Here is a 22,871-nt window from a genome sequence, read left to right as displayed (position 1 = left end):
GTCAAATTCGCAAAGCGATCGCCTACAGCGGGCGGGTACACCATCGCACCCCCATTTAATCTCCTGCTAAGGTTTGTCCGAAGTCATTGGTACTAATGACCAATGACTAATGGCTGCTACTCAACTTTTTCATACCAGATACCTACTTTCTCAAAAGCACCATAAGCAAGCTTCAGAAAATTCACTATTCTCTGTTTCCCAATTATCCCAAATTCTTTATACTCTCTAGCCTCTGCAAAAGTCAGGCGATTTTGGTCAATTATGTTTCTTTCTCTGTATGCTAACTTCGGAAAATCTATAACTTTTATCTGATATTTATTTACTATGTTCTGATAGTTGGAGTCTGACTCTAGATGCTCCCAATCATCACACAGCCCTAAATTCCTCACCAGAATATGAGGGATTTTCTCACCGTAAGTATTCACTGACTGAGTAAACAGGTTGATGCTGTCGTATCCTCCTGTCGATACAAACCATTTGCAAAACAGAACTCCCTGTGAACTTCCTAGTTCAAGTAATTGATTAGATTCAATCCACCCTTGTACTGCTCTATGCGATTGTGCGGCTAAATTCACAATTACTGGCTTCTCTATCGCCCACTCAAATATTCTATCTGCCTTATTTGCCTGTCGTTCATTCTCACTAAACACAGCATACTTACATATCTCCTTATATACCCCTGCAACATCTGGATTCGATCTATCTGTCTCCACTGGTACAAATGGGATTCTCTTATCCAGACAATACTGAATCATTGTCCTGGCAAAGAGAGACTTTCCTACCCCGCCTTTTTCACCATCCACAAAATGAATCGTCGGCATTACAGCCACCTCTAATAGTTATTAAAGTCTGATATATCTTTCCCAAACTAAGAACTTTTTGGCCATTGGCCCAAGTATTTTGGTGGTTTTATGAGAAAGTATAACCGTGATTTGGATATAGTTTTTCAACAGTCTCATTTTACACAGTTAAAGTCTGTCTGCGCAGACTAAGACAAAACAAGGGGCTTAAGCCCCTTGTTGTAAGTTGATTGATAACTAAAAACCGAAAATTTAGGTTTTCAGACATTCTTTACGACAAGAATTAGGAATTTTTAGAAGAAACTGCCTTGGGATGTTGTTTAAAATAAGCCTGGAGTTACTTACAGATCAACACTATGGCAGAAATTCAGTTGGCGATTGAGGGGAAAGATGCGATCGCAGCAACAGAGGCGCTTTTGGCAATTCCTGGTATATCTGGTAACTATGCAGTGAGTTCAGATGCACCCGAAAGAGAAGGAGTAACAGCAACAGTTGCTACCATCGTTGGTATTGTTGGGGGTGCGATCGCCATTGCTGAACAAATCCGCAAGTGGTATCAAGAGTATAAAGCCAAGCAGTCTGGTAAAAGAATTGAAAAGGTGTTGATTGTCGGGCGCAATGGTAGACGTATCCTTTTAGAGGATGCAACCTTGGAAGAGATTCGCCAAATTTTAGAATCGTAGAGACGCGATTAATCGCGTCTGTTGTTGCGGAATTGGGGGTGGTAGACTTGGGGTAAATACTAAAGTCTCAGGATTGAGAACGTGCAAACGCTCCACCTCGACCTCAAGCCAGTTGATGAGAATTACGTAGAGCTACGTTACTTTATTGATAATCCAAATCAGTATGAAAAGCGATCGCTTCCTCTATCAGAAATCACCGATTTGATTAAGTTGGCTGAGAGAGATTATTACGTTTCGTTTTTCCCAGAGGATTATACGGTAACTGGACGGCGATTGTATAACTGGTTGGATGGGAGCGAGCGCTGGCTACAACCCTTGCTAGATAAGTATCGGTGGGAAGGAATTGTGTTAGCGATCGCCGTAACAGAAAAACTCGCCCATCTGCCTTGGGAAGTCCTGCACGATGGTGTTAGCTTTTTGGTTGAGCGAGTCCCGGCTATTGTCCCGGTGCGTTGGGTGTCAGATAGCACGGTAAAAAAATTGACTTTTGAGGGTGAACCAGAAAACCGGGCGCTGCAAGTTTTGTTTATGGCAACTTCGCCTTTGGATGTCAAACCTGTGCTGGATTTTGAGGGAGAGGAAGCGCGGATTTTGGAGGCGACAAAGCGGCAACCTTTAGCGCTGACGGTGGAAGAAAGCGGCTGTTTGTCGGAGTTGGGTTATTTAGTCGATGGTTACGACAGCGGTTATTTTGATGTTTTACACTTGACGGGTCATGCTACTTTACAAGATGGGCAACCCCGCTTTATTACAGAAACCGAAATCGGTGAAGCTTTCTATGCCAGTGCTGGGGATATAGCTCAAGAATTACAATTTCGACTGCCTAAACTGATCTTCCTCTCTGGTTGTCGCACTGGGCAAGCTGGCAATTCGGGATCTGTGCCATCAATGGCTGAAGAATTGCTCAAATCGGGTGCAAAGGCGGTTTTGGGTTGGGGTCAAAAGGTTTTAGATCCTGATGCTACAGCCGCAGCAGCCGCATTATATCAGGAATTATCAGCCGGAAAGCAAATCACCGAGGCTGTTGCTTGTACATACCAAGCATTAATTAAGAACAAGGCGCGGGATTGGCATTTATTGCGTTTTTATGCAGGAGGTAATTTACCAAGTTCATTAGTCACACCTTTGCGGACTCGTGGACGTAAACCAGCACCACCGCTTTCTGTTTCTACCCAGTTTTTAGAAATAGGGAGGCTAAAAGCTGATACCGGAGAAACCAATGAAGCAATAGTCCTTTTAGAAAAATCCCTTACTCTCCGTAAACAAATCGGTGATATTCAAGGTATAGCTGAGATATTGCTCAAACTAGGGACACTCAAAGCTGAGAGGGGTGAGATCAACGAAGCAATACACCTTTTTCAACAAGCCCTTGCTGTCCCTGAACAAATCCAAGGCAAGGCTTGCAAGGCTTGGACGTTGCACGAAATGGGGAGGCTAAAAGCTAATACAGGAGAAACCAGTGAAGCAATAGCTCTTTTTCAACAGTCCCTTGTCCTCTGGGAGCAAATTGGCGGTGATCAAGGCAAGTCCTGGACGTTGCTTGCACTGGCGATACTCAAAACCGACATAGGTGAGTTCAGCGAAGCAATAAATCTTTTTCAAGAAACCCTTATCCTCCATGAGAAAATGGGCAGTATTAAAGGCAAAGCCTGGACGTTGGTGGAACTTGGGAAACTCAAAGCTAAGACAGGAGAAATAAACGAAGCAATAGACATTTTTCAACAATCTTTTAGCCTTCATGAGCAAATTGATAATATTTTAGGCAAGGCATATACATTGTGGCGTTTAGGGAATTTAGCAGAACAACAGGGTAATTACAGTCAAGCGCTAGATTATTTACAGTCAGCCTTAGAGATATTTCAGCGTATCCAATCCCCTAATGCTGATGCCTTGAGGCAAATTGTAGCGAGAGTGCAAGGTTTAATTCGTAATTCGTAATCCGTAGTTCGTAATTAAGAAAGTCAGAATTTAATCTGGCTTTTCAGGTTGGTATCTGTCGCCTATCTTTAAAAATTTGTATGAGCGATCGCCTCTTTTGCGCTAAGCTGATTCATCCACAAGTCTTTGAACTCCATTAATGAGCCTTTGATACTCATTAAAGAGGCTCTGAACTCCATTAATGAGCCTTTGAGCTTCATTAAAGAGGCTTTGAACTCCATTAATGAGTCTTTGATACTCATTAAAGAGGTTCTGAACTCCATTAATGAGCCTTTGAGCTTCATTAAAGAGTCTTTGAGCTTCATTAAAGAGGTTCTGAACTCCATTAATGAGTCTTTGATACTCGTTCACCAGTTTTTTAGACTTGTGGCTTGCTTGTCGGAGATTGCGATCGCCATAATTCACCCCAAAGCACATCCTAAACCAAAGAATCTGGATCTGCACTAAGCGCTCTGAGACATTCTGCTAGCATTTCCAGTGATTTTATTTGCCTTCACGGAAGCTGCAAACATACTTGATTAGTAAACGTAATATTCTGAGTAAAAGGCTCATTTAGATGAGCCTTTTACCAGAGAAAGGAGATATTAGCCTAAATCGAAAAGCAAGATTTCGCCGCCTATGCTGGTGCTAATTTCTAGCTGTTCTTCGCCGTTGATTTGTACACCATCACCGGCTCTGAGTTCTTCACCATTTAAGTTGACTATACCTTGCGCTACTTGTAACCAGGCATAACGACCGGGTTTGACTTGATAATTAACAACATCACCTGACTCTAAAACAGATGTGTATAAATCAACATCTTGGTAAATTGTCACAGCACCATCGCGCCCATCTTTAGCAGCGATTAAGCGAAGTTTGCCACGCTTTTCTTCTAGAGGAAAAGCTTTTTGTTCATATCTTGGTGCTAAACCTTCTCGATCGGGAAGAATCCAGATTTGTAGCAAGTGTAGTGGTTCTGTTGGTGAGGGATTAAATTCACTGTGGCTGATTCCAGTTCCAGCACTCATAATTTGGGCATCACCAGGGCGAATCACCGAACCAGTACCCAAGCTGTCTTTATGCTCTACAGCACCTTCTAAGACATAAGTGAGGATTTCCATGTCACGATGGCTGTGGGTAGGGAATCCAGCACCAGGGGCGATGCGATCGTCGTTAATTACCCGCAGAGAGCGAAATCCCATGCGGTTGGGATCGTAAAAACTACCGAAGGAAAATGTGTGATAACTATCGAGCCAGCCCATTTTAGCGTGACCACGGGCGTTTCTATCATGAATTAGGTGGCTAATTGTCTTTTGAGACATAGATTTACCTCGCTGTTAATTAGTTTTGAGTGTCAAAAAATTAAGTATTTAATTACGAACTTGTACTGAGCGTAGCCGAAGTATTACGTAGCTTGCTTCTTGCCTTTGGTAAGTATTACGAATTTGTTTAGCATAGTGGGGCGTAGCTGATTACGAATTCCGAATTACTTTTGAACTATTTAAATAATAAAACATACACATATAAAATGAAAAGTACGCACTTAAAAGTGGGGTACTTACTAAAAAGATACTGTGAGATTTTCATTTAAATCATCGGACAATAAAATTTTATATTTATTCAATAAGTCACGCTAGTAGGGTGTGTTCGGCGCATATTTTGATATAGTTTGTTACAAAAAATATGATTAAAGCGCCTAACGCAGCGCTATATAAAAAAGTGCGTTAGGCTTTAGCCTAACGCACCCTACTACTACTAAATCAAATGTTTCTCAGAAGTGCTTAATTTACACTAGCAGGTATCTTTTGAGTTTGAGTAATACCCGCTTTGCCATTCTCTGCCTTAATTTCTGCTACTTGCAGATGAGCTTCTAAGAACCAGAGTCGTTTGTCAATGGTGCGAGAAATTTCGGTGTAAAGGTCAGCAGTATCGAGGTCGCCTAATTCATCAGTTTTATCGATCGCTTGCCGGAGATGTTTACCATAGGATGCATAGCGATCTGCCAAGGCTGTCACATGGTCTTTACCATCCAAAATATCTAAAGGATATTCTGGCAGGATGGAATTACTAGCTGCGGCGCGAACTGTTCCGAAAGCGTATCCGCCTAAAGCTGTGACGCGTTCAGCTATCATATCGATGTACTCTTCCAATTCCCCAGCAAGTTCATCAAATAATAGGTGTAACTGGTAGAAGTCAGTTCCTTTTACATTCCAGTGCGCTTGCTTTGCTTGGGTTTTCAAATCCGAAGTAGCTGCCAAGGTTTGGTTGAGAAGTACCACGATTTGCACTCGTGCTTCAGCAGGAATGTCAATGCGGGTAGGGTACAGACGTGATGAAATGGTGTCGTCGCTCATGCTTCTTACGTTAATGCCTTTTGCATCTAACTTTACAGATTTTGGTTGGCTAGGCGAAACTCTCTGACGACAGATTATATTAATGGCTGAATGTGTTACTGCTTATGACTCTTGGTCAAATACGATGGTTTTCTATGGTATTGAATGTACCACCAAAAAGGCGATCGCGAATCATATCACTGTGCAAAAAGTCATGGGGAAAACCCAGTTCAATTTGACTGACTTCATCTAAGCGTTGCAAATGTTCTGGCGAGAGGCTGACATCTAAAGAAGCTAAGTTATCTTTAAACTGAGTTAATTTACGTGCCCCAACGATCGGAATAATCACACCAGTTTGAGCGCGTAACCAAGCTAATGCTACCTGTGAAGGTGTATGGCCAATTTCTGCCGCAACTTCACTGACAACTTGCGCGATCGCTAAATTCTTTTGAGAAACTTCTCCCCCTAAACTCGCTACTCGCCCTTGTTCGCCGCCTTCTTGACTGGGTTTGTTATACTTTCCTGTCAGCACTCCACCACCCAAGGGCGACCACGGCGTTAGTGCCAAATCCAAAGCTTTTGCCATCGGGATCAAGTCCCGCTCTGGTGTTCGCTGAATCAAACTATACTCAATTTGCAGAGCAACAAACTGCGTCCATCCTTGATAATGGGCGATGGTATTTGCTTGGGAAACAATCCAAGCGGGTGTGTCAGAAATACCGATGTAAAGCACTTTACCTTGACGGACTACATCATCAAGCGATCGCAAGACTTCTTCAATCGGTGTTGTAAAATCCCAAGCGTGCAACCAGAATAAATCAATGTAATCAGTATTTAGCCGTTTGAGACTACCTTCCAAAGATTGAATTAAATTCTTGCGATGGTTTCCACTGGCGTTCGGGTCGCCCTTCTTGCCATTCATCTGTAACGGAAAGGAATATTTTGTCGCAACTACAAAGCTTTCCCGTTCTTTAGCAATTAACTCACCAACAATTTTTTCACTGCTACCATCGGTATAACCGTTGGCGGTGTCAATGAAATTTCCCCCCGCTTCTACATAGCTATCAAAAATTTTCCGACTTTCGTCAACAGATGCACCCCAACCCCAATCTTCACCAAAGGTCATGGTTCCCAAGGAGAGTTCAGATACTCTTAAGCCGCTTTTGCCCAAAAGTTTATATTTCATGAATATTTTCTGATTAATGAAAAAACTAAGCAAATACTATTCCAAAGGCATGATAACTGGAAATCGAGGGGATATTTGAGGAGAAGCCTTTTAGTATTTGTATTGTCGTGCTATTTAAATGCGGCCGCCGCCTTGTAAATGCGACGACTTGCATTGTGAATGCGACGACTTGCATTGTGAATGCGACGACTTGCATTGTGAATGCGACGACTTGCATTGTGAATGCGATGACTTGCATTGTGAATGCGATCGCCGCCTTGTAAATGCGATCGCTTACATTGTGAATGCGACGGCCGCCTTGTAAATGCGATCGCTTACATTGTGAATGCGACGGCCGCCTTGTGAATGTGATTGCTTGCAAAAATTAACCCACCTTTCCTGTACTTTGCAATGGCAGTCGCTACAATAAGCCTACGTTCAGTCAAAACAAGACATAATGACCTACACTTCACCCAAACTACTTACCTTTGAGGAATTTATCGCTCAATATGGTGATAATACACGTTACGAATTAATCGACGGACAAATAAGAGACATGGAACCTACAGGGCCACACGAAGCTGTTGCAGGTAGTATTGCTGGTAGAATCTATGTTGAAATTTTTAATTCTAATTTCAACTGGCTAGTTCCAAAAACTAGTCTGATTAAACCACCTGCGGCTGAAGCTACAGCACTGCGTCCTGATGTAATTGTTTTAGATAAAGCAGAACTTAGTAAAGAACCACTCTGGCAAAAAGAACCGATTATTTGTAACGGCAATACAATTAAACTTATTGCTGAGGTTGTAAGTACTAATTGGCAAGACGATTATGCAAGAATTGTGGAAGAATACGCTTTTCTTAATATCCCAGAATATTGGATTGTGGACTTTCGTGGTTTGGGTGGTTTGCAATTTATCGGCAATCCCAAACAACCTACATTCACCGTTTGTCAGTTAGTTAACGGTGTATACCAGCAGCAACAATATCGCTTAGGAGATACTATTTCTTCTGATGTCTTGCCAAATTTACAACTTAAGCTAGACGACATTATGCATATTTGAACTGGGGATTGGGGGCTGGGGATGATTCGGTGAGGCAAAAGCGATCGCTACGGTTTTCTAAGCTAGAATACCAAAGTTGTGTTTAGACACATCCGACAAGTCAATTGCCAAAGAGCTGTTATTTTTATGAATTACTACGTAATCTACGACGGGAATTGTAATCTCTGCGTTTCCCTAGTGCAGTTGCTAGAAACTTTAGACAAGGGAAAGCTGTTTCGCTACAGTCCCATGCAAGATGAGCAAACACTTTTACAGTGGGGAATTTCAGCCCAAGATTGCGAACAGGGGATGATTTTAATTGATGGCAATCTACCTCAGAGACGTTGGCAAGGTAGTAATGCAGTAGAAGAAATTGGGCGGTTATTGCCAGCAGGAAGTATATTTGTAGACGCTTATCGAGCATTGCCGGGGATGAAATGGGCAGGTGATCGCTTTTACGAACAAATCCGCGATAACCGCTATGCACTCTTTGGTAAACGTTCTAATACATATCAATCGGCATACTGTGTTGATGGTAGCTGCAAGTCAACTTAAGTTAAATAGGCTGTTAGAAACCGCAGCTACACGAAGCTTTACCCAGCTGCGTAAGTTTCAAAATCCCTACTGCCTCCTTATTTGTCATTAGACAGAATTTGTTCTGGTAAAAAATCCGCCTCCAGATGCTAGCAAAAAGTCTGGTAGACTAACCATTATGCTATCTGGCGTGTTTGTAAACATTGTGCAATCAATGACATTGCGATCGCGCCACAATTCGGCACAACAAAGAGTTTGACGGGAGGATACTGCGTGAAAATTGGTGCTAACTACTTGGGTAACGGAGAGTGTGAATTTACAGTTTGGTCTCCGCTATTAGACAGCGTTACGGTAAAAATTTTGACGCCAGAACAGCAGTTAATTCCCCTCAAGCCTCAGTCTGAGGGATACTGGCACACGAAAGTCAACGATGTATATCCAGGTACGCTTTATCAGTATGTCTTGAATGGCCAAGACACCTTTGCCGATCCGGCGTCGCAGTATCAACCGGAAGGGGTGCATGGGCCGTCGCAAATTATCGATCATGATTTTGAGTGGACAGATGAAGGATGGGCGGGTGTTCCTCTGGAGTCGATGATTTTCTATGAAGTTCACGTTGGGACATTCACGCCGGAAGGAACTTTCACCGCGATCATTCCCCGTTTACCAGAGCTAAGGGAACTGGGAATTAACGCTATTGAAATCATGCCCATTTCCCAGGTTCCGGGAGACACTCATATTGAGGCAACTCTTGCATATCGCAACTGGGGTTATGATGGCGTTTACCCTTATGCTGTGCAAAATTCCTATGGTAGTCCAGCTGAACTCAAGCAACTGGTAAATGCTTGCCACCAAAATGATATCGCCGTTGTGCTGGATGTGGTATATAACCACTTTGGCCCAGAAGGCAACTATATGAGTCAGTTCGCGCCCTACTTTACTCAAACCTATAAAACGCCGTGGGGTGAAGCGCTGAATTTTGACGATGCCCATAGTCAGGGTGTGCGAAATTATTTTATCGAAAATGCGCTGTACTGGTTGGGTGAGTTTCACATTGATGCATTGCGGTTGGATGCCGTTCAAGCAATTTACGACTTGGGGGCGAAGCATTTTTTGTGGGAATTAGCTGAAGCTGTTCATCATTTCTCACAACAAGGGCAAAGATGGAAACGCCATCTAGTTGCCGAAAGTGATATGAATAATCCGCAATTAATTCGTCCAGCAGAATTGGGTGGATATGGACTCGATGCTCAGTGGAGTGATGATTTCCACCATGCATTGCACGCACTTTTGACAGGCGATCGCCAAGGATATTATCAAGATTTTGGGCAGGTTGCTGATCTGGCAAAAGCTTATGAAGATACTTTTATCTACGATTGGAAGTACGCACCACACCGCAACCGATTTCATGGTGTATCTTGCCGCGATCGCCCTTTATCACAGTTTACAGTCTGCATTCAGAATCACGACCAAATCGGCAATCAAATGAAAGGAGAACGCCTTACCCAGCGCATCTCTTTTGAAGGATTAAAGTTAGCTGCTGGCGCTGTGCTGCTGTCGCCCAACTTACCCCTGTTGTTCATGGGAGAGGAATACGGTGAAACTGCACCCTTCATTTACTTTGTCAGTCACTCCGATCCTGATTTAATTCAATTAGTTCGAGCCGGACGCAAACAAGAATTTGAAGCATTTCACTTTGCAGACGATCCTCCAGATCCAGAATCAGCAGAAACTTTCCTAAAGTCTAAACTCAACTGGGAATTACGCAATGAAGGTAAGCACAAAGTTCTGTGGAATTGGTATCGCCAATTAATTAATTTACGTAAGACGCATCCAGCCCTTTTGAATCAAGACCGCAATTTCATCCAAGCGACTAGCGATAAAGAGAAGGATTTGGTGATCGTGCGTCGTTGGTGCGAATCGAGTGAAGTTATATTTGTAATGAATTTCAATTCATCGGCGGTGACAGTGACTTTGCCGTTTGAGCAAAATGCTAATAAATTGTTAGACTCGGCTGATACCTCATGGTCTGGGCATGGTTCTGAGGCCCCTGAACATCTTTCTGTGAGCCAAGAAGTGAAATTGCAACCTACTAGTTTAGTACTCTATGAAAAAGGATGAGGGGGAGAGTTAGAACTTAAAGTTTCACCCTGATAACCTCAACGTTCGAGCAAAAAGGCTCAATGTTCGAGCAAAAAGGCTCAACGTTCGAGCAAAAAGGCTCAACGTCCGAGTAAAAAGGCTCAATGTTCGAGCAAAAAGGCTCAAGGTTCGAGTAAAAAGGCTCAACGTTCGAGCAAAAAGGCTCAACGTTCGAGTAAAAAGGCTCAACGTTCGAGCAAAAAGGCTCAACGTTCGAGCAAAAAGGCTCAACGTCCGAGTAAAAAGGCTTAACGTTCAAGCAAAAAGGCTCAACGTTCGAGTAAAAAGGCTCAAACTCCCTCACCTCTCAAAACATTTCAGATAAGATCCCCCCGCCTGCGGCGACCCCCTTAAAAAGGGGGTAAAGATCAGAAAAAGCCCCCCTTTTTAAGGGGGGTTGGGGGGATCTTCGAGAGACAAAGATGTTAACCAAACCGTATCGCCCCATCTCTCATTAGAACAAACTCATGCGAATTCCTACCGCCACTTATCGAATTCAGTTTACACCTCAGTTTGGCTTTGACAACGCTAAAGCGATCGCAGCTTATTTAGCAGATTTGGGCGTTTCTGATTTATATGCTTCCCCGATTTTCAAAGCCCGATCCGGGAGTACCCACGGCTACGATATAGTAGATGCCACTCAACTAAATCCAGAATTGGGAACTAATGAATCCTTTGATGCATTAGTTGATGAAGTTCAATCCCTTGGTATGGGCTGGTTACAAGATATAGTGCCCAACCACATGGCCTATAGTAGCGAAAACGATTACTTGATGGACATACTGGAACACGGTCCAGATTCCAGCTATACCGACTACTTCGACCTTTCTTGGAATGCACCCTTTGGCGATCGCCAAGAGCGAATTCTCGCGCCGCTACTGGGAGATTTCTACGGTGTATCCCTGGAAAACGGACACATTCAACTGCAATATGAACAAAACGGTTTAACTGTCAACTATTACGACTTAAAACTGCCGTTGCGGTTAGAATCTTACACAAAAGTTATCACTCAGAACTTAGGTAAACTCACGCGCACACTGGGACGCAATCACCCCGATTTTATTAAGCTATTGGGGATTCTCTACATTCTCAAAAATGTGCCCTCAGAAGTTGCGGGTAAACAGCGACAAGACCAAATCGCATTTATTAAAGGATTGGTTTGGGAACTCTACACCACAAACGATACCATCCACGAGTTCATTGACGAAAATATCCAAACTTTCAACGGAGAACCGGGCAATTCAGAAAGCTTTAACCTCCTAGATGATTTACTCAATGACCAATTTTACCGTCTCGCCTTCTGGAAGGTTGGGGCAGAAGAAATGAACTACCGCCGTTTCTTTACTGTCAACGAATTGATTTCCGTTAAAGTTGAAGAAGTGCGGGTTTTTAATAATACCCACAGCTTGATTCAAAAGCTGGTTGAGGAAGGCAAGTTTACCGGTTTACGGATCGATCATATTGATGGACTTTATAATCCAATTCAGTATATCGAGAGGCTGCGGGAAAAAACAGGAGATGTTTACATTACGGTCGAGAAGATTTTAGAACTCACCGAAGAGTTGCCGGAAAACTGGGAAATTGAAGGAACATCGGGATATGACTTTCTTAACTATGTAAATGGCGTATTTTGTCAAACTGAAAATGAATCATCCTTCGATAAAATTTACCAGAACTTTATTGGTTCAAGAGCAGCTTATGCATCGGTAGTAAAAGATAAAAAGCACCTGATACTAGAAAAGAATTTAGCCGGTGATATTGACAATCTGGCTGTTTTGTTAAAGAACATTTCCAGCAAATATCGCTATGGCAATGATTTTACACTGAATGGCTTGAAAAGAGCGATCGCCGAAGTTTTAACACAGTTCCCAATTTACCGTACCTATATTACCCCTGATGGAATTGGAGATAGCGATCGCGCTACCATTCAAGAAGTAATTAGCCAAGCCAAAGAACAAACGCCCCTGTTGCAGAACGAACTGACCTTTATTGAAAAGTTAATGCTGCTAGAGTTTGATAATTCTCTAACTCAAACAGAACGCGAACAGTGGATATATTTTGTCTTGCGAATGCAGCAATACAGTGGGCCGCTAATGGCCAAAGGCGTAGAAGACACCACATTATATGTATACAATCGCTTGCTGTCGCTCAATGAAGTCGGGGGAAATCCCGGTCATTTTGGGATTCCAGTAAGCAAATTTCATGCCTTTAACAAACAGCACCAAGCAACCTGGCCCCACACAATGAACACCACCGCCACCCACGACACCAAACGCGGCGAAGATGTCCGGGCCAGATTGAATGTCCTTTCAGAAATCCCCGATGAATGGGATCAGCAGGTAAATACTTGGAGTGCTATTAATCGAGGACATCGGAGCGATCGTCACGGCTTTGCTATCCCCGATCGCAACGATGAGTATTTTCTCTACCAAACCCTAGTGGGGGCGTTTCCTTTTGCAGAACACGAACATGAATCCTTCGTGGAACGGGTGAAGGAATATATAATAAAGGCAATACGAGAAGCAAAGGTGCATACAGCCTGGTTACGACCTGATAGCGGGTATGAAGAAGCTTGTACTTCCTTTATTGGGAAAGTACTCGATCCTACCATCTCCGGGGAATTTCTAGAAGCTTTTCGTCCCTTTCAACAGCGAATTGCAGACTATGGGATATTTAATTCCCTTTCCCAAACTCTACTGAAGATTACCGCACCCGGCGTACCCGACTTATACCAGGGAACGGAACTTTGGGAACTGAGTCTAGTCGATCCAGACAATCGCCGTCCCGTGGATTTTGAACAGCGACGTACTTACTTAAGCGCCATCCGCGAACAGGCAAAAACAGACATTCTCGGACTAATTCAGGAGTTACTGAACGACAAAACAGACGGCAGAATCAAACTGTTTTTAACGGCTCAATTACTCCAAGCTAGAACAAACTATGTCTCATTATTCCAGGATGGCGACTATCTGCCGTTAGAAGTTCAGGGAACCTACGCCAATCACATTATCGCCTTTGCGCGGCGGGAGGGAAATCAAACAGCGATCGCGATCGCGCCACGCTTTTTAACTAGCCTCATCCAGCCTGGAGAGAATCCCTTGGGCGAGTCAGTTTGGCAAGATACGCATCTGCAATTACCCTCTGGAACTTCCCAAACCTGGAAAAACGTCCTAACTCAGCAACCCCTACAAGCTACAGAAACATTATCTATCGCAGCAGCCCTCGCCGATTTTCCAGTTGCACTGTTAGTCAGTGACTAACGGGCATGGGGTAAAAGAGGCAGAGGGGCAGAGGGGCAAAAGAGGCAGAGGGGAAAATTCTGCCTTGCTTTCTTGCTCCTTGATCTAGCTGTGTCAGCCCCTTTGGGGAAGTCAAAAGTCAACGGTTCGACTTCGCTCACCGTTGACTTTTGACTTCCGCCTTGCGGTACTAGTCCTTAGTCTCTCCAGCCCCATTTTGAATTTTGAGATGAATTATGACTACTCCAGCTTACACGGACACTCCACCAGCACTTACCACCACGCAGATTGATGCCGTGCGCCTCCACATCAAAAAAACGTGGAAAACCTTAACGCGATCGCACGAACACTTATTACAATCTGCAAGGGATACCAAACTAGAGCACAAAAAAGATGCTTGTTGGATTGTCTACATTTCCCCCTTAGAAGATTCTCCCAAGATTAGAAGTGTGTTGGAGCGATCGCTATCTCCCAAGGATATGGAATGCCTGGAAATTCGCACTTTGCCAAGTGAAGTGGAGGCGATTAAAGATCACGGATTGTTGTACCTACCAGGGCCTTATGTCGTACCAGGTGGTCGTTTTAATGAAATGTATGGCTGGGACAGCTACTTTATATTACTGGGACTTTTGCACGATGGGGAATTAGAACTAGCGCAAAGCCAAGTAGACCAACTGCTGTACCAGGTGCAGAATTACGGCATCGTCCTCAATTCCAACCGGACTTATATGCTGTCGCGATCGCAGCCTCCTGTCCTCAGCATGATGGTTTTGGCATTATTCCAGCACACCCAGGATAAAGAGTGGTTAAAGTCAATCGTACCGCTTTTAGAACAGTTTTACTATTATTGGGTAGTTCCGCCCCATTTGAATGCTGCAACCGGCTTATCTAGATTTTATGCCTTTGGGGAAGGCCCCGCGCCAGAAGTTGTGTTCTCCGAGCGGGATGAGCAGGGGAAAAGCCACTACGATCGCGTCAAGGAGTACTATAAAACTTTTGAAGTTGAGGATTATGACGTTAGTCTTTATTACAACCAGGAAACTGACCAACTGACCAACCTATTTTACAAGAGCGATCGCACCATGCGCGAGTCTGGTTTTGATATCACCAACCGATTTGGCCCTTTCAGTGCTGATATCCTCCACTACGCTCCTGTGTGCCTCAACAGTTTGCTGTATCAGGTTGAACAAGACATGGCGCAAATTAAGGGTATTCTGGGAAACGAACAACTGCAACAAAAATGGAGTAGTCGTGCAGATATCCGCCGCGATCGCATCGATCAATTTCTCTGGGATGAAGAACAAGGATTATATTTCGACTACCACTTCCAGAGTGGAAAACGCCGCCGCTACGAATTTGCTACCACCTTCTATCCTCTCTGGTTGGGAATTGCTTCTCCAACTCAAGCCAAACGCGTTGTCAAAAATCTCTCTTTGTTTGAAGCCCCAGGCGGAATTTTTACTAGTACTCGTGTCACCGGCAACCAGTGGGATGCACCCTTTGGCTGGGCACCATTGACGTTAATTGCCGTCCAGGGACTTCACCGCTATGGGTTTCACGCAGAAGGCGATCGTATTGCCAACAAATTTTTAGCGATGGTAGTTAAAGAATTCGAGCGTCACAATACCCTAGTTGAGAAATATGATGTTGAGCGCTGTTCTGCCAATGTTTCCGACGAAATCTGCTTTGGGTATAGTTCTAACGAAGTTGGTTTCGGCTGGACAAATGGAGCGATTCTAGAACTCTTAGCAATCGCTGATAAAAAAGTTTAAATAAAAAGGCGTGAGTTTTTCCTCATGCCTTTATCTGATTTATTACACTTGACTCTATATTAATTATGTATAGTTGAATTAAATTTGAATTGGATAAAAATAAAAACCAACAAAATATTCAGAAACATGGAATTAGTTTTGAAGAAGCTACAGAAATATTTGACGGTGTTGTTTTCACCTCAATTGATGAACGGTACGACTATGAAGAAATTCGAGAAATTAGTATTGGCTCAATCCAAGGTGTTGTAATTGTTACTGTTGTCCATACAGACAGAAACGGCAAAATTCGATTAATCTCTGCCCGAAAAGCCACCCCCAAAGAAAGGAGAACCTACTATGAGTATCTCACCCAATCGACTTAAAGAACTCGAAAATATCCCTGATACAGCGATTGATACTTCAGATATTCCTGAATTAGATCAGCAATTCTGGGAAACAGCTAAAATGGTAAAACCTGTTAGCCAAGAAGCTACATTAATTCAACTAGATCAAGATATTCTAGATTGGTTTAAAAGCAAAGGAAAAGGCTACGAATCTCTAATTAACTCCGCTCTCCGCTCTTATATTGAGCAGAATTCATCGCTATAACACCTTACCTTACTGGCTTATCCCAAATCATGAGGAATAATCACAATGGTTAAATCAGCCCCAAAAATTATAACCGTTGATGAATTTATTAGCCATTACCGTGAGTGCGATCGCTATGAACTCATTACGGATTGTTGAGCGAGGAGTCAGATGTCGCTCGACGAAGCCAAGTGACAACTGGAAGTGCCAGTAAAAAAAATAGAGAACTATTTGGCTCAGGAACTGAAGTAGTGGAAATGGGTGTCACAGTAATATTATCAAGCCCCATAGGATTAGAGCAACACGGTGCTGCCGGGTTAGTTAGAGAGATTGTCAGGCTGTCGATTAAGTAATTCGAGTTCGAGTTGACCACAGTTTGAAAATTACCAAAAGTGTTTGGAACCGTACCTTCAAAAGAAAATACTGGCGTTGAATTCAACAATCCCGTTATTACATAAGGGATTGGTGTCACGCTGGAGTAAAGATCAACCGAGTTGAATTTAAACGTGGAGTCATCGTTTGTAATTTCAATTGTCGCAGCCAGCGGGTTCTGACCAGCCTCATTGGTAAACTCTATGAAGGGAGCCGGATTCCCGTATGAGTCAATTGCAACCCAAGGCCCAGAAACTACCGAAGTTGTAAAACCAGATTCAGTATAGGTTGATAGTGTCCCTACAGATGCTTTCTCAAACGTAATCGTCGTAGCAGATGCCGTTTGATGTACTCCGAGCAGCAGGCCAAGTAAAGTAACCAAGTGTGCAGCAGGAGCTATCGGTACCAAAAATTTAAAAGTCAAGGCAAAATAACTTTTCCAAAAAGAAATCTTATTCATTTTTCCCTCTAAATATGAAAATAAATAAAATTAATGCAACTAACGGTACAACAAATCTTTACGGCTGGGCGATCTGTCATTGAGTGAAATGGTATAAGATGCGATCGCTTTGAGTAGTTTGCCAACTTAAAATTGCTCTGACTTTTAACAGTGTCTGGAAAACCTCTCCCCTAAAAGGGAAGAGGCTTTGAAATTTTCCTCCTTCCTGCGTCGGGAAAGCTGGGCAAAAATAAATTAAATTATGTTAGGCAATGTAAAACTAATAAAATTGGTTTGTAGTAAGCGGCTCCAGCCATATTTTCAGAGCTAGAGCCGCTTACTATAAATCTTAAACCTTTAATTATTCACGCCTACTTACTTAGAACTCCAGTTTGATTAATGAAACCTTTTTACGCTCAAAGCCTTGCTGGACAAATATTTTAGTCTCAGTATGCTTATCATTATTCAATAATTTACCAAGTATCGGCTGTACGCTTATCGTAAGGCTCACCTGTAAAAGGTTGTACGCCAATAGTAGGATAAGCATCATCCGTAGGGCCAAAAATCCGCATTGCAGCTTCAGAAATATACTGGGTTATGTTTGCAATAATTTGGGAAATAGCCATAATATTGGACTCCTTTTTTCGAGTCGCTTTAATTGTGCTACTTATACTCTAATACTGATATTCAAAGCTGGCTCTAGTTCTCAATATATTGAGAATATATGCAATATTTCTTCAGATAACTTCGCAATACTTTAGCTTTTCAGAAAAACAAACTTTTCCCTTTAGATTCTAATTGTAACATACTTGTTTCTCCAACCCCAGTTGGGAAAAGAGGCTGGCAAACAAACTTTCTCTGACAGGATATTGTTGCTTTTCATTAGCCGCTTTGTCAGATCAAGATTATTGCTAACTTTTACTATTAAAAAATATTAAATATTCTATGAAGCTAGGATTAGTTTATCTGTAAACCTACTGTTATACAGGAATATCTGAAAATACACGTGCTGAGAGTTGACATTATTTATGGTAAATATTACCATAATAAAAGAAGCATCTTGTAAGGAAGCTCTTGCATGACAACTTTTATGCCAGATTTGGACTATGTATATAAACAGCAAAGCCAGCAGAACCAGGAACTAAACCTTTCTGCCGATGATTACAGCTTGCTGACCGACCTTTACCAGTTGACGATGGCAGCTTGTTACACAGGTGAAGGTATAGAACAACGACGGGCAAGCTTTGAATTGTCTGTCAGACGATTGCCAGAGGGTTTTGGTTATTTAATTGCAATGGGGCTAACGCAGGCATTGGAATATTTAGCCAAATTCCGCTTTAGTTCCGCGCAAATTGCGGCATTACAGGCAACAGGAATTTTTGCTCACGCAGGCGATCGCTTTTGGTCACTTTTAGCTGAGGGAAAGTTTACAGGTGATGTTTGGGCAGTACCGGAAGGGACGGCTGTATTTGCCAATCAACCACTGTTGCGAGTGGAAGCACCCCTTTGGCAAGCACAACTAGTGGAAACTTACCTGCTGAATACGATTAATTACCAGACTTTGATTGCCACAAAAGCAGCACGGTTGCGGGATGTAGCAGGGGAATCAGCAACACTTTTAGAATTTGGGACAAGACGAGCATTTAGTCCCCAAGGGTCTTTGTGGGCGGCACGGGCAGCTTTGGCGGGTGGGTTAGATTCCACTTCCAATGTGTTAGCAGCGCTACAACTGGGACAAAAGCCAAGTGGTACGATGGCACACGCCTTGGTGATGGCATTGTCAGCACTAGAAGGCACTGAAGAGCAAGCTTTTAGTGCATTTCATCGATATTTTCCGGGTGCGCCGTTGCTGATTGATACTTACGATACCATTGCTGCTGCCCAGCGCTTGGCCGAAAAAGTAAATTCTGGGGAAATGAAATTAACAGGAGTGAGATTGGACTCAGGAGATTTAGTTACCTTATCAAAACAGGTGCGATCGCTCCTTCCCGGTGTGCCAATTTTTGCTAGTGGCGACTTGGACGAGTGGGAAATTGCCAGATTAAAAGCTGCTGGGGCTGAGATTGATGGTTACGGACTGGGAACGCGACTAGTTACAGGTTCGCCTGTCAATGGAGTTTATAAACTTGTAGACATTGATGGCATCCCAGTGATGAAGCAGTCTAGTGGTAAAGTTACTTATCCAGGACGCAAGCAGATTTTTCGCTCGTTTACGGGAGATAAGGTAAAAGCAGACAGGTTGGGACTCTTAGGTGAAATCCCTCAAGAAGAAGAACCTTTGTTGCAGTTGGTAGTGCAAGAAGGTGAACGGGTGCAGCCGTTAGAGTCGTTGGCAACAATTCGTCAGCGTACCGCCGCCTCAGTTGCCAGTTTGCCAGAACAGACACGGCGTTTGGATCATCCTATCGCGGTGCAAGTGGAAATTTCTGCCGCACTGCAAGAGTTGACAGAGGAGACTAAGAAACGTAGACGCGCCAGGGGCAAGCCGCTGGCTACCGCCAAGGACGTAAAGGACGCAAAGTAAGATGATGAGAATTGCTTTGTTTGGTACTAGTGCCGATCCACCAACTGCTGGTCATCAAAAAATTCTGAGTTGGTTGTCTGAGCGTTATGATTGGGTAGCAGTTTGGGCGGCGGATAATCCATTTAAGTCCCATCAAACACCCTTAGAGCATCGGGCGGCAATGCTGCGACTGTTAATTGCGGATATAGACGCGCCACGGCACAATATTGCTTTGGAACAAGAATTAAGTAGCTTCAGAACACTGGAAACAGTGGAAAAAGCGAAGCTTATTTGGGGTGAGGATGCTGAATTGACGTTAATTATTGGTTCAGATTTACTGAGTCAGCTACCACGTTGGTATCGCATTGAAGATTTGTTACAGGAAGTGCAACTACTGATTGTACCGCGACCGGGATATGCAATAGATGAGTCTAGTTCAGAGGTAGTGCAAAAGCTGGGAGGGAAGATTGCGATCGCTAGTCTGACCGGTCTAGATGTTTCCTCAACAGCGTACCGCGAACATGGAGATCCCCAAGCCCTCACAGCCCCTGTAGTTGCCTATATTAATCAAGAGCATTTGTACGAATGCCAGGACGTTCACAAAAAAAGATACCAACTCCGTTAAACCAACAACCTTTGGCCGATTTCAAGGTTGGTGTTGATAATGTAATTTTTTCTGTAGATACTGTACAAAATCGGCTGTTAGTTCTACTAGTAATGCGACAGCAAGAACCATTTTTAAATCATTGGAGTCTTCCTGGTACTTTGGTACGTCCAGGAGAGTCTTTAGAAGATGCCGCCTATCGCATTATGGCAGAGAAAATTAAGGTCAACAATCTCTATTTAGAACAACTGTATACATTTGGCGGGCCGAATCGCGATCCACGGGAAGCAAATGATAGTTATGGTGTGCGTTATTTATCAGTTAGTTACTTTGCCTTAGTGCGATTTGAAGAAGCCGAATTAATTGCCGATCGCATGACTGGCATCGCTTGGTATCCTGTCAAACAAGTGCCGCAATTAGCTTTTGACCATAACGAAATTTTGGCTTATGGACATCGGCGGTTACGAAATAAATTAGAGTACAGCCCAGTGGCTTTTGAAGTCTTGCCAGAAATGTTCACCTTGAATGATTTATATCAGTTATACGCCACAGTTTTAGGTGACAATTTTTCCGATTATTCTAATTTTCGAGCGCGTCTACTCAAGTTAGGTTTTTTATGCGATACCGGAATTAAGGTATCACGGGGTGCTGGTCGTCCGGCTAGCTTGTATAAGTTTGACGCCGAAGCTTTTGCTCCCTTAAAAGATAAACCTTTGGTGTTTATTTAATCAATTGTTACCCAAAGCCCAGAGTTAAAAGTCTCAAGTCCAGAGTAAGTTATTTGAGCATTTACCAATGACAAATGACAAATGACAAACAAAATGACAAACAAAATGAAAATTGCGATCGCTCAAATTAATCCTACTATCGGTGATTTGCTTTTAAATGCCCAAAAAATACTGGAAGCGGCACAACGAGCAGCATCTAGCGGTGCGCGTTTGTTGTTGACACCAGAACTTTCTTTGTGTGGCTATCCACCAAGAGATTTATTACTAAATCCTAGTTTTGTGGAAGCGATGGGCATGACTTTACAAAACCTGGCTCAGGATTTACCACAAAATTTAGCTGTGTTGGTAGGAACTGTTGAACCGAATGTTAAAGCACATATTAGTGGTGGTAAAAGCTTATTTAACAGCATGGCTTTGTTAGAGAATGGCAAGGTTAAGCAAGTTTTTCACAAGCGACTTTTGCCTACTTACGATGTCTTTGATGAACGCCGCTATTTTGAAGAAGGCTTGCAAGCTAATTATTTCACTCTCGATGATATCCATATTGGCGTAACTATTTGCGAAGATTTATGGAACGATGAGGAATTTTGGGGCAAACGTAGTTATACAGTGAATCCGATTGCTGACTTAGCAATTTTAGGTGTAGATTTGACTGTAAATTTGTCTGCTTCGCCCTACACTGTCGGCAAGCAGCAGTTTCGCGAAATAATGTTCAGGCATAGTGCAGTACGTTTTCAACAACCGATGATTTACGCTAATCAGGTTGGGGGAAATGATGACCTAATTTTTGATGGGCGTAGTTTTGCCTTAAATCGTCAAGGTGAAATTATATCTCGTGCCCGTGGTTTTGACACCGATTTATTAATAGTAGAATTTGACGAGGCGCAACGTGATTTGCAGTTGGGTTCTGTAGAACCGATGTATGAATCGGAAGATGAAGAAATTTGGCAAGCGTTGGTTTTGGGAGTGCGAGATTATGCCCACAAGTGTCGCTTTTCTAAAGTAGTGTTGGGTTTAAGTGGCGGGATTGACTCTGCAATAGTAGCTGCGATCGCCAGCGCTGCACTTGGTAAAGAAAATGTCCTCGGCGTTCTCATGCCTTCCCCTTACAGTTCCGAGCATTCTATCAGTGATGCTGTGGCATTAGCCGAAAATTTGGGGATTAAGACTCATCTTTTACCAATTGGCGAGTTAATGCAAGGCTTCGATCAAACATTAGATGATTTGTTTGCGGGTACAGAGTTTGGACTGGCTGAAGAGAATATCCAATCTCGGATTCGCGGTAATTTATTAATGGCGATCGCTAATAAATTTGGCTATTTGCTTTTATCTACTGGTAACAAGTCAGAAATGGCAGTTGGTTACTGTACTCTCTACGGCGATATGAATGGCGGGTTAGCAGTGATTGCAGATGTTCCTAAAACCCGTGTGTATTCACTTTGCCATTGGTTAAATCGCCATAATGAAATTATTCCGCAAAACGTTTTGACTAAAGCACCCAGCGCCGAACTCAAACCAGGCCAAGTAGATCAAGACTCTCTACCGCCTTACGAAATTTTGGACGATATTTTGCAACGCCTGATTCACAACCACCAATCAGCAGCGCAAATTGTAGCAGCCGATCACGATGCGGTGATTGTAGACAGAGTAATTCAAATGGTGGCGCGGGCTGAATTTAAACGGCGACAAGCACCCCCCGGCTTAAAAATCACCGATCGCGCTTTTGGAACCGGTTGGCGAATGCCAATTGCTAGTAACTGGGTTGGTGTTAAAAACGCCTACCAGACTAAAAGTATAGCTACACCTACCTTAGTCTGTTGGGATGGACAAGATGCACATCAGCAAATCAAGTAATTAGTTATCAAACCTCTTCCTACCTTGAATTTTTGTTCAAACCTGTCCCTCTCCGCATCGGAAAGGGACAGGTTTTGCTTAGTATAGCAACCGCCAAGGCGGTTAGGACACCAAACGCAAGACATCCTCAATCGCATCTCGTAAACAATCAAACTGATCGAGTTTTTTGCGGATTCG

The 22,871-nt window shown here is 43.1% G+C and carries 21 protein-coding genes and 1 pseudogene; 14 read left to right on the top strand and 8 right to left on the bottom strand.

Annotated elements, in window-relative coordinates; translation table 11 throughout:
• Nucleotides 1–116: 116 nt before the first annotated feature.
• On the bottom strand, nucleotides 117–821 hold the full coding sequence (locus V7L12_RS32130; protein ID WP_292777714.1) for a mobilization protein: 705 nt from the start codon (nucleotides 819–821) through the stop codon (nucleotides 117–119).
• Between the two features lie 335 nt (nucleotides 822–1,156).
• Between V7L12_RS32130 and V7L12_RS32125 the strand changes: the two genes are divergently transcribed.
• Together V7L12_RS32125 and V7L12_RS32120 are read left to right on the top strand one after the other, a co-directional pair.
• Entirely contained in the window at nucleotides 1,157–1,483 is a 327-nt protein-coding gene (locus tag V7L12_RS32125; protein WP_335090618.1) for a hypothetical protein, read from the top strand.
• 81 nt (nucleotides 1,484–1,564) lie between these two features.
• Nucleotides 1,565–3,421 carry a CHAT domain-containing tetratricopeptide repeat protein gene (locus V7L12_RS32120; RefSeq protein WP_335090617.1) on the top strand — a complete coding sequence of 619 codons (1,857 nt, stop codon included), beginning with the start codon at nucleotides 1,565–1,567 and terminating at the stop codon, nucleotides 3,419–3,421.
• A 68-nt stretch (nucleotides 3,422–3,489) separates the two neighbouring features.
• On the opposite strand, the gene V7L12_RS32115 is transcribed toward V7L12_RS32120, so the two are convergent.
• From V7L12_RS32115 to V7L12_RS32095, 5 genes are all read right to left on the bottom strand, one after another.
• Nucleotides 3,490–3,726: a hypothetical protein gene (locus V7L12_RS32115; RefSeq protein ID WP_335090616.1), complete on the bottom strand. Its 237-nt coding sequence runs from the start codon at nucleotides 3,724–3,726 to the stop codon at nucleotides 3,490–3,492.
• Between the two features lie 279 nt (nucleotides 3,727–4,005).
• Nucleotides 4,006–4,722 (bottom strand): pirin family protein, encoded by a 717-nt coding sequence (locus V7L12_RS32110; protein WP_335090615.1) that lies wholly within the window; start codon nucleotides 4,720–4,722, stop codon nucleotides 4,006–4,008.
• Between the two features lie 459 nt (nucleotides 4,723–5,181).
• The gene (dps, locus tag V7L12_RS32105; protein WP_335090614.1) at nucleotides 5,182–5,754 is read right to left on the bottom strand and encodes a DNA starvation/stationary phase protection protein Dps; all 573 of its coding nucleotides are present in this window, start codon (nucleotides 5,752–5,754) and stop codon (nucleotides 5,182–5,184) included.
• A gap of 115 nt (nucleotides 5,755–5,869) precedes the next feature.
• A complete protein-coding gene (locus tag V7L12_RS32100; RefSeq protein WP_335090612.1) occupies nucleotides 5,870–6,919 on the bottom strand; it encodes an aldo/keto reductase in 1,050 nt (349 codons plus the stop codon).
• A 25-nt stretch (nucleotides 6,920–6,944) separates the two neighbouring features.
• Entirely contained in the window at nucleotides 6,945–7,280 is a 336-nt protein-coding gene (locus V7L12_RS32095) for a hypothetical protein (protein WP_335090610.1), read from the bottom strand.
• A gap of 75 nt (nucleotides 7,281–7,355) precedes the next feature.
• Here V7L12_RS32095 and V7L12_RS32090 point away from each other — a divergent pair, with 75 nt between their 5' ends.
• The 8 genes and pseudogenes from V7L12_RS32090 (at nucleotide 7,356) to V7L12_RS32060 (ending at nucleotide 16,215) form a co-directional block, all read left to right on the top strand.
• Entirely contained in the window at nucleotides 7,356–7,961 is a 606-nt protein-coding gene (locus V7L12_RS32090; RefSeq protein WP_335090608.1) for a Uma2 family endonuclease, read from the top strand.
• Between the two features lie 126 nt (nucleotides 7,962–8,087).
• Nucleotides 8,088–8,495: a thiol-disulfide oxidoreductase DCC family protein gene (locus tag V7L12_RS32085; protein ID WP_335090607.1), complete on the top strand. Its 408-nt coding sequence runs from the start codon at nucleotides 8,088–8,090 to the stop codon at nucleotides 8,493–8,495.
• A gap of 252 nt (nucleotides 8,496–8,747) precedes the next feature.
• Nucleotides 8,748–10,595, top strand: a complete 1,848-nt coding sequence (gene treZ / locus V7L12_RS32080) for a malto-oligosyltrehalose trehalohydrolase (protein ID WP_335090605.1) — start codon at nucleotides 8,748–8,750, stop codon at nucleotides 10,593–10,595.
• A 61-nt stretch (nucleotides 10,596–10,656) separates the two neighbouring features.
• Nucleotides 10,657–10,941, top strand: a pseudogene (locus V7L12_RS33445) (hypothetical protein); the annotation flags it as partial.
• 142 nt (nucleotides 10,942–11,083) lie between these two features.
• Nucleotides 11,084–13,876 (top strand): malto-oligosyltrehalose synthase, encoded by a 2,793-nt coding sequence (gene treY, locus V7L12_RS32075; RefSeq protein WP_335090603.1) that lies wholly within the window; start codon nucleotides 11,084–11,086, stop codon nucleotides 13,874–13,876.
• A gap of 215 nt (nucleotides 13,877–14,091) precedes the next feature.
• A complete protein-coding gene (locus V7L12_RS32070) occupies nucleotides 14,092–15,627 on the top strand; it encodes a trehalase family glycosidase (RefSeq protein WP_335090601.1) in 1,536 nt (511 codons plus the stop codon).
• 89 nt (nucleotides 15,628–15,716) lie between these two features.
• Complete coding sequence (locus V7L12_RS32065) at nucleotides 15,717–15,989, top strand: BrnT family toxin (RefSeq protein WP_335090599.1); 273 nt, start codon at nucleotides 15,717–15,719, stop codon at nucleotides 15,987–15,989.
• Nucleotides 15,964–16,215 carry a BrnA antitoxin family protein gene (locus V7L12_RS32060; RefSeq protein ID WP_335090597.1) on the top strand — a complete coding sequence of 84 codons (252 nt, stop codon included), beginning with the start codon at nucleotides 15,964–15,966 and terminating at the stop codon, nucleotides 16,213–16,215. The genes V7L12_RS32065 and V7L12_RS32060 overlap by 26 nt, the downstream gene beginning before the upstream one ends.
• A 124-nt stretch (nucleotides 16,216–16,339) precedes the next feature.
• Here V7L12_RS32060 and V7L12_RS32055 read toward each other — a convergent pair whose 3' ends face one another.
• Nucleotides 16,340–17,026, bottom strand: a complete 687-nt coding sequence (locus V7L12_RS32055; protein ID WP_335090596.1) for a hypothetical protein — start codon at nucleotides 17,024–17,026, stop codon at nucleotides 16,340–16,342.
• A gap of 452 nt (nucleotides 17,027–17,478) precedes the next feature.
• Nucleotides 17,479–17,631, bottom strand: coding sequence for a hypothetical protein (locus V7L12_RS32050; RefSeq protein WP_334816158.1), 153 nt, complete (start codon nucleotides 17,629–17,631; stop codon nucleotides 17,479–17,481).
• A 452-nt stretch (nucleotides 17,632–18,083) separates the two neighbouring features.
• Here V7L12_RS32050 and V7L12_RS32045 point away from each other — a divergent pair, with 452 nt between their 5' ends.
• The 4 genes from V7L12_RS32045 to V7L12_RS32030 all read left to right on the top strand — a co-directional run bounded on the left by V7L12_RS32045 (nucleotide 18,084) and on the right by V7L12_RS32030 (nucleotide 22,694).
• On the top strand, nucleotides 18,084–19,529 hold the full coding sequence (locus V7L12_RS32045) for a nicotinate phosphoribosyltransferase (protein ID WP_335090595.1): 1,446 nt from the start codon (nucleotides 18,084–18,086) through the stop codon (nucleotides 19,527–19,529).
• A 4-nt stretch (nucleotides 19,530–19,533) separates the two neighbouring features.
• Nucleotides 19,534–20,133, top strand: coding sequence for a nicotinate-nucleotide adenylyltransferase (locus V7L12_RS32040; protein ID WP_334816217.1), 600 nt, complete (start codon nucleotides 19,534–19,536; stop codon nucleotides 20,131–20,133).
• The gene (locus V7L12_RS32035) at nucleotides 20,094–20,840 is read left to right on the top strand and encodes an NUDIX hydrolase (protein ID WP_334816162.1); all 747 of its coding nucleotides are present in this window, start codon (nucleotides 20,094–20,096) and stop codon (nucleotides 20,838–20,840) included. Before V7L12_RS32040 ends, V7L12_RS32035 begins: the two co-directional genes overlap by 40 nt.
• 105 nt (nucleotides 20,841–20,945) lie before the next feature.
• The gene (locus V7L12_RS32030; RefSeq protein WP_335090652.1) at nucleotides 20,946–22,694 is read left to right on the top strand and encodes an NAD+ synthase; all 1,749 of its coding nucleotides are present in this window, start codon (nucleotides 20,946–20,948) and stop codon (nucleotides 22,692–22,694) included.
• The last annotated feature ends 177 nt before the right edge of the window (nucleotides 22,695–22,871 follow it).

Source organism: Nostoc sp. (genome assembly GCF_036918245.1).
Lineage (GTDB): Bacteria > Cyanobacteriota > Cyanobacteriia > Cyanobacteriales > Nostocaceae > Nostoc.
Note: the sequence above shows the minus strand (reverse complement) of the source record. Positions and strands in the feature narration are given on the sequence as shown.